Annotated in this window: 1 protein-coding gene; it reads left to right on the forward strand. The window is 41.6% G+C overall.

Annotation, left to right across the window (positions count from 1 at the left end):
- Positions 1-4: 4 nt before the first annotated feature.
- Entirely contained in the window at positions 5-14938 is a 14934-nt protein-coding gene (locus tag AB8525_RS10010) for an FG-GAP-like repeat-containing protein (protein ID WP_369177728.1), read from the forward strand.
- Positions 14939-14945: the final 7 nt, after the last annotated feature.

The following is a 14945-nucleotide window of genomic DNA, read 5'->3' on the forward strand; positions in this document are numbered from 1 at the left end:
CCCCATGCCAGGACAAACAAAATACTTCATCAGCAACACCAACGGCTTCTTCGTCAACTGGTATTCCGATATCACCGGACTTGAATCTCACGGACAAGCATTAAAAGCATCTGGCAATAGTGGAGACGATGCCGTCTATGTAGGACAAGGCACCAAAGTCGATGCAACAGGGCTTACTTCAACAGGTGGCAATGATTCAATTTATTTAACCGGCACTTTTAACAACTACGAACAAACACTAGATGGCAATACCTACACCTTCAAAAGAACTGTTAATATTAACGGTACTGAATACCAAGAAGAAGTCTCCTTCACAGCCTCTAATGGCGACAGGGTTTATTTTGCAAATGGTTTTGTTAAGATTGATATATCAGGCACTGACGGGCTACTAGGTTCAAACGGTTTTAAGAAGATTACATCCAGTGATATTGACAACAGCGAGTCAACTCCAGGTTTGGGGATTGGTTTAAGTATTACTGATGACAAGTCCGACACCGCTAAAGTTGGTGAAGTTATTACCTATACCTTTACTTTTGATGAAGCAGTTACAGATTTTGATATAAATGATATTACAGTTACAGGCGGCACAAAAGGTACTTTTGCCCCTGTTGATGGTAGTGAAAGTGTCTACACTTTAGCACTAACCCCTCCTGCAAACAGCAAAGGCATAATAAGCCTTACAGTTGCCGTTGATGCTGCTACTTCTAAAGTTAACACAGCACTAAAATCAGCTGCTGCCAGCAATAACCAAAGTTTTGATACTCAAGCCCCAACTTTGATTATCAGCGATGACAAGGCTGATACTTTAACCCTTAAAACTGGCGATACAATCACCTACACCTTTACCTTCAGTAAAGCAGTAACAGGTTTTGATAAAAGTGTTATCAACATCAGCAATGGTGCTATTAAGACAGGTACTGACTTAATTGCCAGCACAACACCTGCTGATGCAGGTAAAGTCTATACCTTGACCGTTGTACCTAGCAGTGACCTAGATGTAGGCTCTAAGTTAACCGTGTCAGTGTCTGCTAATCCTGCAATTACAGACAGTGCGGGCAATGCTTACAGCGCAGCAGCGGCAAATAACGAGCAAGCAATTGACACCAAAGCCCCGGTAGCAACACTCAGTGGCAATATGGCACCTAATGCAAACTTAACGATGACCTTTTTAGAGGCAGTTACAATAAACACAGCAGGCAGTATTGTCATTTATGATAAAGCCAACCCTAGCACTCTTATTACGATTGATATAGCCAACCAAGTTAGTCTTGATAGCACTAACAAAATTATCACTATTAATCCAGGTAGTGATTTAATAGTCAATAAGAATTACTATGTCAAAATTGATGCAGGCACTTTTAAAGATACTGCAGGTAATAATTATGAGGGTATTGACAGCAATAGCGGTTGGGGCTTTCTGGTTTCTTCATTCACCACCACAGCACAATGGGTAGATGCAAGTGGCAACTCTGTTAGCGACAATGGCATCAATGCCAGTGAATTTAGCACACTTGCCATTCAAGGCACATTAACAAATTCTGGCGGTGCAGCAGGCGTTGTTATCAGTGCTATTACATTTAAAGCAGCCAGTGGAACAGCAGCCAATGACAGAGTTGTAGAGACCAGTAATCTACCCACTTTTGCCTCTGCCAATGGTGCCGAATGGACATTAGCCAATAGTAAAATACCGACTTTAGTCAGTGGTGAGACCTATACGATTGAGATAAATTTATCTTCAACAGGTGGTGGTACAAGTACAGGTGGTAACGCTACCCCTGTTCTAATTGACACCATAGCCCCAACCATAACAGACTGGGCAGTCAATTCACCAACAGATGGGCAATCAGGCTTTAAAGTAGGTGATGTTATTGAGCTAACCATGACAACTAATGAAGCACTCTCGTTAAGCAATGCTACCAGTAGCAAAGTGACCATTGGTAATAAGGAATTTACACTAAATACCGGCAAAGGTGCCGCCAAAGCAGGGGCATCAGCAGATGAGTTAAAACAATTATTCTTTACTTACACTGTCAAAGTCGATGATAGTATCAATAAAGCAGATTTTGAGATTACCAATGCAAGTGCAATTGCCTTGACAGGGGTAACCGATGTAGCAGGTAATATAGTTGCCACCACAGGCACTTATCCTATTGAATTAGACCGTAATGTTGATGATGTAGTGCCAACTATTGGGGACATTACACTAAACTGGGGAGATATTTTAAACGCTATTGAAGACAACAGAAATGGCACTGTAACAGTTGCCACAACTGGTGTAGAAAACAATCAAGAAGTCTCACTAGTTATTAACCAAAAAACTTATACAGGTACTGTTACCAGCAATAGTGCAACCATTACTGTTACAGCCACAGATTTACAAGCATTAACCCATGGACAAACTTACAGCTATAAAGTCAATATAAAAGATACTGCTAGTAACCCAGCGATAGAGAAAATAGGTGATTTTAAAGTTGATACGGTTGCACCAACCTTGACCATTACCGATAATGAAGACGCTACAACCAAAGCAGGTGAAGAAATCATCTTTACCTTTACCTTTAACGAGGTAGTAACAGAGTTTACCAAAGATGACATTGTTATTACTAATGGCGCTATTAAAAATGGTGCTGATTTAGTATTGGTTACCACAGGTGTTAATGCCAATAAAGCCTATACCTTAATTGTTGTGCCCAATACAGATACTCAAGGCAATCTAGAAGTTAGCGTTGCTGCTGATAAATTTGTAGATATTGCTGGTAATAGAAATATGGTTGCAGCAAATGATGTTCAGGTTATTGATACCCTTGCGCCAAATGCACTCACTGCAACAGCACTTATTTCAGCTGAATCTAATGATGTGGTAGTGGACAACACTGCCCCAATCCTAACAACACAAGCTTCGGCCGAATTGGGTGAAACCTCAGACCTGATACTTGATTTTAATGAAGACATTCAAGCAGGTAGTACAGGTAGTATTGTTATTAAAGGTAGTGATGATGGAGTAATAGCAACCATTAATATTACTGAGACAACTAAATTCAGAATTGCTGGCGATAAACTCACCATTGATGTGTCAGCATTAGGTTTAACTGATAATAAATTAACCCAAGGCAGTTACTATATCACCATGGATGCAGGCACAGTAACTGACATAGCGGGTAACGATGCTGCTGCCATTACTAAAGATACTAACCAATGGGTATTTGCAACCAAAGCACTTTTTACCACAATCGCTTGGATAGGTGCCGATGATAACTACATTAATGATGGTGAAAAAGACGCAACCGCACTCTCAGGCACAGTAGCGGGAGCAGGTACCTTATCTATTACTAAGATTGAGTTTTTTGAAGGTAGTAATACAGTAGGCACAGCAATAACTTCAGGATTACCAGCTGTTGCAGCTGACGGCACTTGGGCACTCGCACATTCTGCTATGCCATCTGAATTAGCCGATGGAAAAACCTACACGGCTGTAGTAACGCTTAGTGATGGCACCAATTCAGCAATTAGCACTAGCACAGCAGTAACTTATGACACCATTAACCCAACTCCAATCACGACCAATCCATGGACTTTAAGCGATATTCCAGCAGGACAATCTGCTTTTAAGACAGGCGATGTTATCAGCCTAACACTGACAATGAGTGAGACCTTGAAACTTAATAACACCACGGGCTCTAAAGTGGTCATTGCAGGCAAAGACTTTGTTTTGGATAAAACTGCCTCTACAACTGCAGGTGATAAGAAACTGGTGTTTAAATATAGCGTTCAAGCTGGAGATAGCATTGCCGCTACAGACTTTGATATTGACAACCCAACAAGCGATATTACGCTAAATAATATAACAGATGTCGCAGGTAATGCACCAGTATTTACCGCTGATAGAGTGGTGTTGACCAAGACTAAGCTTGAGTATATTGAAAAAATAGGTTCGGGCAATAATCCTTTTGAGGGTATTGATGTGGGAAGTTATTCCACGCCAATCTTGGCTGATATTGACGGCGATGGCGACTTAGATTTGGTGGTGGGTGAGCAGAATGGCACCCTTAAATACTATCAAAATACAGGCACTACTTCTAACCCTGCTTATGAAGCAAAAACTGGAGATGACAATCCTTTTAATGGCATTGATGCGGGATATTCTTCCTCACCAATCCTAGTCGATATTGACGGCGATGGCGACCTAGATTTGGTGGTGGGTGAGAGGAATGGCACCCTTAAATACTATCAAAATACAGGCACTACTTCTAGCCCTGCTTATGAAGCAAAAACTGGAGGCAATAATCCTTTTAATGGCATTGATGTGGGGTATTATTCCACACCAACCTTGGCTGATATTGACGGCGATGGCGACCTGGATTTAGTGATGGGTGAAGGTAATGGCACCCTTAAATACTATCAAAACACAGGCACTACTTCTAACCCTGCTTATGAAGCAAAAACTGGAGATGACAATCCTTTTAATGGCATTGATGTGGGGTATTATTCCACACCAACCTTGGCTGATATTGATGGCGATGGTGATCTAGATTTGGCAGTGGGTGAGGTTTATGGCACCCTTAAATACTATCAAAATACAGGTACTACTTCTAACCCTGCTTATGAAGCAAAAACTGGAGATAGTAATCCTTTTAATGGCATTAGTGTGGGGGAATTTTTCGCACCAACCCTAGCCGATATTGACGGCGATGGCGACCTGGATTTGGTGGTGGGTAAGAATGATGGCACCCTTAAATATTACTACAATCAACAACCTTCTTCTGTAGATGGACAAGCGCCAACTCTAACAACACAAGCCAGCGTTATCTTAGAGGAAACCTCAGATTTAGTGCTTGACTTTAGTGAAAATATTAAAACAGGCACGGGCAGTATTCTCATCAAGAATAGTAGCGATGTAACAGTAGCAACGATTAATATCGCTAGTGATACAAATAAATTTAGCATTACCAATGATAAACTTACTATTGATGTATCAGCATTAGGTTTAACCAATAATAAACTTACCGCAGGCAGTTACTATTTAGAAATGAACTCTGGTGCTATAACGGATATGTCAGGCAACGATGCACTGGGTATTGCTAAAAACAGCAACCAATGGGCATTTAAAACCATCGTCCTTACTACCGACATTGTTTGGGCAGGTGCCGATGATAATTACATTAATAATAACGAGAAAGATGCAACCACACTCTCAGGCACAGTAGCGGGAGCAGGTACCTTATCTATTACTAAGATTGAATTTTTTGAAGGCAGTAATTCAGTAGCCACAGTTTCAAGTTTGCCAACCATTGCGAATGATAAAACTTGGACACTGGCACATGCCAATATGCCATCTGAATTAGCCGATGGAAAAACCTACACGGCTGTAGTAACGCTTAGTGATGGCACCAATTCAACAATTAGCACTAGCACAGCAGTAACTTATGACACCATTAACCCAACCCCAATCACGACCAATCCATGGACTTTAAGCGATATTCCAGCAGGACAATCTGCTTTTAAGGCAGGGGATGTTATCAGCCTAACTTTGACAATGAGTGAGACCTTGAAACTTAATAACACCACAGGCTCTAAAGTGGTCATTGCAGGCAAAGACTTTGTTTTGGATAAAACTGCCTCTACAACTGCAGGTGATAAGAAACTGGTGTTTAAATATAGTGTTCAAGCTGGGGATAACATTGCCGCTACAGACTTTGATATTGACAATCCAACAAGCGATATTACGCTAAATAATATAACAGATGTCGCAGGTAATGCACCAGTATTTACCGCTGATAGAGTAGTGTTGACTAAGCTTGAGTATATTGAAAAAACAGGTTCGGGCAATAATCCTTTTGAGGGTATTGATGTGGGGAATGCTTCTGCGCCAACCCTGGCTGATATTGACGGCGATGGCGACCTGGATTTAGTGATGGGTGAAGGTAATGCCACCCTTAAATACTATCAAAACACAGGCACTACTTCTAACCCTGCTTATGAAGCAAAAACTGGAGATGACAATCCTTTTAATGGCATTAATGCGGGATATTCTTCCTCACCAGCCCTAGCCGATATTGACGGCGATGGCGACCTAGATTTGGTGGTGGGTGAAGGTAATGGCACCCTTAAATACTATCAAAACACAGGCACTACTTCTAACCCTGCTTATGAAGCAAAAACTGGAGATGACAATCCTTTTAATGGCATTGATGTGGGGTATGTTTCTGCGCCAAACTTGGCTGATATTGACGGCGATGGCGACCTAGATTTGGTGGTGGGTGAGGATGATGGCACCCTTAAATACTATCAAAATACAGGCACTACTTCTAACCCTGCTTATGAAGCAAAAACTGGAGGTAGCAATCCTTTTAATAGCATTGATGTGGGGGATTCTTCCAAACCAACCCTAGCCGATATTGATGGCGATGGCGACCTAGATTTGGTGGTGGGTGAGAGGAATGGCACCCTTAAATACTATCAAAATACAGGCACTACTTCTAGCCCTGCTTATGAAGTAAAAACTGGAGGCAATAATCCTTTTAATGGCATTGATGTGGGAGGTTATTCCTCACCAACCCTAGCCGATATTGACGGCGATGGCGACCTAGATTTGGTGGTGGGTAAGGATGATGGCACCCTTAAATACTACTACAATCAACAACCTTCTTCTGTGGATACTCAAGCCCCAACCCCAACCCCAATCACGACCAATCCATGGACTCTAAGCGATATTCCAGCAGGACAATCTGCTTTTAAGGCAGGGGATGTTATCAGCCTAACACTGACAATGAGTGAGACCTTGAAACTTAATAACACCACAGGCTCTAAAGTGGTCATTGCAGGCAAAGACTTTGTTTTGGATAAAACTGCCTCTACAACTGCAGGTGATAAGAAACTGGTGTTTAAATATAGCGTTCAAGCTGGGGATAACATTGCCGCTACAGACTTTGATATTGACAATCCAACAAGCGATATTACGCTAAATAATATAACAAATGTCGCAGGTAATGCACCAGTATTTACCGCTGATAGAGTAGTGTTGACTAAGCTTGAGTATATTGAAAAAATAGGTTTGGGCAATAATCCTTTTGAGGGTATTGATGTGGGGTATTATTCCACACCAACCTTGGCTGATATTGATGGCGATGGTGATCTAGATTTGGTGGCGGGTAAGGATGATGGCACCCTTAAATACTATCAAAATACAGGCTCTACTTCTAGCCCTGCTTATGAAGCAAAAACTGGAGGCAATAATCCTTTTAATGGCATTGATGTGGGGATTTATTCCGCACCAACCCTAGCCGATATTGACAGCGATGGTGATCTAGATTTGGTAGTGGGTGAGAATGATGGCACCCTTAAATACTATCAAAACACAGGCACTACTTCTAATCCTGCTTATGAAGCAAAAACTGGAGATGACAATCCTTTTAATGGCATTAATGCGGGATATTCTTCCTCACCAATCCTAGTCGATATTGACGGCGATGGCGACCTAGATTTGGTGGTGGGTGAGAGGAATGGCACCCTTAAATACTATCAAAATACAGGCACTACTTCTAGCCCTGCTTATGAAGTAAAAACTGGAGATGACAATCCTTTTAATGGCATTGATGTGGGATATTCTTCCTCACCAACCCTAGCCGATATTGACGGCGATGGCGACCTGGATTTGGTGATGGGTGAGGCTTATGGCACCCTTAAATACTATCAAAATACAGGCACTACTTCTAACCCTGCTTATGAAGCAAAAACTGGAGACAGCAATCCTTTTGATGGCATTGATGTGGGGGATTATTCCGCACCAGTCCTAGCTGATATTGATGGTGATGGCGACCTAGACTTGGTGGTGGGTGGGCAGAGTGGTAAACTTAAATATTACTACAATCAACAACCTTCTTCTGTAGATACTCAAGCCCCAACCCCAGTCACGACCAATCCATGGACTCTAAGCGATATTCCAGCAGGACAATCTGCTTTTAAGACAGGCGATGTTATCAGCCTAACCCTGACAATGAGCGAGACCTTGAAACTTAATAACACCACAGGCTCTAAAGTGGTCATTGCAAGCAAAGACTTTGTTTTGGATAAAACTGCCTCTACAACTGCAGGTGATAAGAAACTGGTGTTTAAATATAGTGTTCAAGCTGGAGATAGCATTGCCGCTACAGACTTTGATATTGACAATCCAACAAGCGATATTACGCTAAATAATATAACAGATGTCGCAGGTAATGCACCAGTATTTACCGCTGATAGAGTAGTGTTGGCTAAGACTAAGCTTGAGTATATTGAAAAAACAGGTTTGGGCAATAATCCTTTTAATGGCATTGATGTGGGAAGTTATTCCACGCCAATCTTGGCTGATATTGATGGCGATGGCGACCTGGATTTGGTGGTGGGTGAGTTTTATGGCACCCTTAAATACTATCAAAATACAGGCACTATTTTTAACCCTGCTTATGAAGTAAAAACTGGAGGTAGCAATCCTTTTAATAGCATTGATGTGGGGTATTTTTCCGCACCAACCCTGGCCGATATTGACGGCGATGGCGACCTAGATTTGGTGGTGGGTGAGAATGATGGCACCCTTAAATACTATCAAAATACAGGCACTACTTCTAACCCTGCTTATGAAGTAAAAACTGGAGGTAGCAATCCTTTTAATAGCATTGATGTGGGGGATTTTTCCACACCAACCCTGGCCGATATTGACGGCGATGGCGACCTAGATTTGGTGGTGGGTGAGAGTGATGTCACCCTTAAATACTATCAAAACACAGGCACTACTTCTAATCCTGCTTATGAAGCAAAAACTGGAGATGACAATCCTTTTAATGGCATTAATGCGGGATATTCTTCCTCACCAATCCTAGTCGATATTGACGGCGATGGCGACCTAGATTTGGTGGTGGGTGAGTATTATGGCGCCCTTAAATACTATCAAAATACAGGCACTACTTCTAACCCTGCTTATGAAGCAAAAACTGGAGATGACAATCCTTTTAATGGCATTGATGTGGGGCGTTCTTCCTCACCAACCCTAGCCGATATTGACGGCGATGGTGATTTAGATTTGGTAGTGGGTGAGGTTGATGGCACCCTTAAATATTACTACAATCAACAACCTTTTTCTGTAGATGGACAAGTTCCAACTCTAACAACACAAGCCAGTGTTACCTTAGGTGAAACCTCAGATCTAGTGCTTGACTTTAGTGAAAATATTAAAGCAGGCACGGGCAGTATTCTCATCAAGAATAGTAGCGATGTAACAGTAGCAACGATTAATATCGCTAGTGATACAAATAAATTTAGCATTACCAATGATAAACTTACTATTGATGTATCAGCATTAGGTTTAACCAATAATAAACTTACCGTAGGCAGTTACTATTTAGAAATGAACCCTGGTGCTATAACGGATATGGTAGGCAACGATGCACTGGGTATTGCTAAAAACAGCAACCAATGGGCATTTGAAATCATCGTCCTTACTACCGACATTGTTTGGGCAGGTGCCGATGATAATTACATTAATAATAACGAGAAAGATGCAACCACACTCTCAGGCACAGTAGTGGGAGCAGGTACCTTATCTATTACTAAGATTGAATTTTTTGAAGGCAGTAATTCAGTGGCTACAGTTTCAAGTTTGCCAACCATTGCGGATGATAAAACTTGGACACTGGCACATGCCAATATGCCAACTGCACTAGTTGATGGAAAAACCTACACGGCTGTAGTAACGCTTAGTGATGGCACCAATTCAGCAATTAGCACTAGCACAGCAGTAACTTATGACACCATTAACCCAACTCCAACGGCTACTAACTCATGGACTCTAAGCAATATTCCAGCAGGACAATCTGCTTTTAAGACAGGCGATGTTATCAGCCTAACACTGACAATGAGCGAGACCTTGAAACTTAATAACACCACAGGCTCTAAAGTGGTCATTGCAGGCAAAGACTTTGTTTTGGATAAAACTGCCTCTACAACTGTAGGTGATAAGAAACTGGTGTTTAAATATAGTGTTCAAGCTGGAGATAGCATTGCCGCTACAGACTTTGATATTGACAATCCAACAAGCGATATTACGCTAAATAATATAACAGATGTCGCAGGTAATGCACCAGTATTTACCGCTGATAGAGTAGTGTTGACTAAGCTTGAGTATATTGAAAAAACAGGTTCGGGCAATAATCCTTTTAATGGCATTGATGTGGGAAGTTATTCCACGCCAAACTTGGCTGATATTGACGGCGATGGCGACCTGGATTTGGTAGTGGGTGAGAATGATGGCACCCTTAAATACTATCAAAACACAGGCACTACTTCTAACCCTGCTTATGAAGCAAAAACTGGAGATGACAATCCTTTTAATGGCATTGATGCGGGATATTCTTCCTCACCAATCCTAGTCGATATTGACGGCGATGGCGACCTAGATTTGGTGATGGGTGAGTCTTATGGCACCCTTAAATACTATCAAAATACAGGTACTACTTCTAATCCTGCTTATGAAGTAAAAACTGGAGATAGTAATCCTTTTAATGGCATTGATGTGGGGAATCTTTCCGCACCAACCCTAGCCGATATTGACGGCGATGACGACCTAGATTTGGTGGTGGGTGAGAGTGATGGTACCCTTAAATACTATCAAAATACAGGCACTACTTCTAACCCTGCTTATGAAGCAAAAACTGGAGATGACAATCCTTTTAATGGCATTGATGCGGGATATTCTTCCTCACCAATCCTAGCCGATATTGACGGCGATGGCGACCTAGATTTGGTGGTGGGTGAGTATTATGGCACCCTTAAATACTATCAAAATACAGGCACTACTTCTAACCCTGCTTATGAAGTAAAAACTGGAGATAGTAATCCTTTTAATGGCATTGATGTGGAGTTTTATTCCGTACCAACCCTAGCCGATATTGACGGCGATGGCGACCTAGATTTGGTGACAGGTGAGCAGGATGGCACCCTTAAATATTATTACAATCAACAATCTTTTTTTGTAGATGGACAAGCGCCAACTCTAACAACACAAGCCAGCGTTATCTTAGAGGAAACCTCAGATTTAGTGCTTGACTTTAGTGAAAATATTAAAGCAGGTACGGGCAGTATTCTCATCAAGAATAGTAGCGATGTAACAGTAGCAACTATTAATATCGCTAGTGATACAAATAAATTTAGCATTACCAATGATAAACTTACTATTGATGTATCAGCATTAGGTTTAACCAATAATAAACTTACCGTAGGCAGTTACTATTTAGAAATGAACTCTGGTGCTATAACGGATATGGTAGGCAACGATGCACTGGGTATTGCTAAAAACAGCAACCAATGGGCATTTAAAACCATCGTCCTTACTACCGACATTGTTTGGGCAGGTGCCGATGATAATTACATTAATAATAACGAGAAAGATGCAACCACACTCTCAGGCACAGTAGCGGGAGCAGGTACCTTATCTATTACTAAGATTGAATTTTTTGAAGGCAGTAATTCAGTAGCCACAGTTTCAAGTTTGCCAACCATTGCGGATGATAAAACTTGGACACTGGCACATGCCAATATGCCATCTGAATTAGCCGATGGAAAAACCTACACGGCTGTAGTAACGCTTAGTGATGGCACCAATTCAACAATTAGCACTAGCACAGCAGTAACTTATGACACCATTAACCCAACCCCAATCACGACCAATCCATGGACTCTAAGCAATATTCCAGCAGGGCAATCTGCTTTTAAGACAGGCGATGTTATCAGCCTAACACTGACAATGAGTGAGACCTTGAAACTTAATAACACCACAGGCTCTAAAGTGGTCATTGCAGGCAAAGACTTTGTTTTGGATAAAACTGCCTCTACAACTGCAGGTGATAAGAAACTGGTGTTTAAATATAGTGTTCAAGCTGGAGATAGCATTGCCGCTACAGACTTTGATATTGACAATCCAACAAGCGATATTACGCTAAATAATATAACAGATGTCGCAGGTAATGCACTAGTATTTACCGCTGATAGAGTAGTGTTGGCTAAGACTAAGCTTGAGTATATTGAAAAAACAGGTTCGGGCAATAATCCTTTTGAGGGTATTGATGTGGGGATTGTTTCTGCGCCAACCCTGGCTGATATTGACGGCGATGGCGACCTGGATTTGGTGGTGGGTGAGTTTTATGGCACCCTTAAATACTATCAAAATACAGGCACTACTTCTAACCCTGCTTATGAAGTAAAAACTGGAGATAGCAATCCTTTTAATGGCATTGATGTGGGAAATTCTGCCTCACCAACCCTAGCCGATATTGACGGCGATGGCGACCTAGATTTGGTGGTGGGTGAGAATAATGGCACCCTTAAATACTATCAAAATACAGGCACTACTTCTAACCCTGCTTATGAAGCAAAAACTGGAGATGACAATCCTTTTAATGGCATTGATGCGGGATATTCTTCCTCACCAATCCTAGTCGATATTGACGGCGATGGTGACCTAGATTTGGTAGTGGGTGGGAATGATGGCACCCTTAAATACTATCAAAATACAGGCACTACTTCTAACCCTGCTTATGAAGCAAAAACTGGAGATGACAATCCTTTTAATGGCATTGATGCGGGATATTCTTCCTCACCAATCCTAGTCGATATTGACGGTGATGGCGACCTGGATTTGGTGGCGGGTGAGTTTTATGGCACCCTTAAATACTATCAAAATACAGGCACTACTTCTAACCCTGCTTATGAAGCAAAAACTGGAGATGACAATCCTTTTAATGGCATTGATGTGGGGGATTCTTCCAAACCAACCCTAGCCGATATTGATGGCGATGGTGATCTAGATTTGGTAGTGGGTGAGGTTTATGGCACCCTTAAATATTACTACAATCAACAACCTTCTTCTGTAGATACTCAAGCCCCAACCCCAATCACGACCAATCCATGGACTCTAAGCGATATTCCAGCAGGACAATCTGCTTTTAAGGCAGGGGATGTTATCAGCCTAACTTTGACAATGAGTGAGACCTTGAAACTTAATAACACCACAGACTCTAAAGTGGTCATTGCAGGCAAAGACTTTGTTTTGGATAAAACTGCCTCTACAACTGCAGGTGATAAGAAATTGGTGTTTAAATATAGCGTTCAAGCCGGAGATAGCATTGCCGCTACAGACTTTGATATTGACAATCCAACAAGCGATATTACGCTAAATAATATAACAGATGTCGCAGGTAATGCACCAGTATTTACCGCTGATAGAGTAGTGTTGACTAAGCTTGAGTATATTGAAAAAACAGGTTCGGGCAATAATCCTTTTAATGGCATTGATGTGGGAAGTTATTCCACGCCAAACTTGGCTGATATTGACGGCGATGGCGACCTGGATTTGGTGGTGGGTGAGAATGATGGCACCCTTAAATACTATCAAAATACAGGCACTACTTCTAACCCTGCTTATGAAGTAAAAACTGGAGATAGCAATCCTTTTAATGGCATTGATGTGGGATATTCTTCCAAACCAACCCTAGCCGATATTGACGGCGATGGCGACCTGGATTTGGTGGTAGGTGAGTTTTATGGCACCCTTAAATACTATCAAAATACAGGCACTACTTCTAACCCTGCTTATGAAGCAAAAACTGGAGGTAGCAATCCTTTTAATGGCATTGATGTGGGGTATTTTTCCACACCCTTGGCTGATATTGACGGCGATGGTGACCTAGATTTAGTGGTGGGTGAGGGGAATCGCACCCTTAAATACTATCAAAATACAGGCACTACTTCTAACCCTGCTTATGAAGCAAAAACTGGAGATGACAATCCTTTTAATGGCATTGATGTGGGGTATTATTCCACACCAACCTTGGCTGATATTGATGGCGATGGTGATCTAGATTTGGTAGTGAGTGAGGTTTATGGCACCCTTAAATACTATCAAAATACAGGCACTACTTCTAACCCTGCTTATGAAGCAAAAACTGGAGACAGCAATCCTTTTAATGGCATTGATGTGGGATATTCTTCCAGACCAACCCTAGCCGATATTGATGGCGATGGCGACCTAGATTTGGTGGCGGGTAAGAATGATGGCACCCTTAAATACTACTACAATCAACAACCTTCTTCTGTAGATGGACAAGCTCAACAACCTCTGTCTGTAGATGAACAAGTTCCAACCTTTACAGAAAAAACCAGCGATACCAATGTCTTAGGCGAGCCTTCAAATCTAGTAATTGAGTTTTCTGAAAACATCAAAACAAATGGCGGCATTGTTGAAATCTGGAATAGTGCAGAAAAAGTTGCAACTATTAGCATTACTAATGCTAATATTAGCGACACAACACTCACTCTTAACCCAAGTAGTTTAACTTCGGGCGTTTATTACATCAAAATGGCATCAGGCGTTATAACTGACACCTCGGGTAATGACTTTGCAGGTATTGATAATACCTCAGGTAAAACTTGGGCATTTGCATATAATTTTTATATCGGCACCGATAACGCCGATACTATAACGGGTAGTGCAGGTGACGATACTATAAATGGTGGTGCAGGCAACGACACTATAAATGGCGGTGCAGGCAACGACACTATAAATGGCGGTGCAGGCAGTGATATTTTTGTTTATGCAAATACAGATAATGGCGAAGACACCATAACTGGCTTCATATTTGGTGCTGGTGGTGATAAATTAGATTTAAAAGATTTTATTACCGCTAGTGGTAACCAAGCGACACTTTTTGCTAATATTAATAAATATATTACAGTGTCAGATACTGGCACTGCAGGTAGTGCCAAACTAACGATTGATGCTGATGGCACGGTTACAGATGATGTTGCTGATTTGGTTATCAATCTACAAGGGGTTTCTGGTATTGGTGGCTCCTCTACTCCCGACACAGTTGCATTAGGGCACTTTATAACTGATAATCTTATTCTTGTATAAAGTAAGA

It is taken from the genome of Candidatus Thiodubiliella endoseptemdiera, assembly GCF_964212635.1.
GTDB lineage: Bacteria > Pseudomonadota > Gammaproteobacteria > PS1 > Pseudothioglobaceae > Thiodubiliella > Thiodubiliella endoseptemdiera.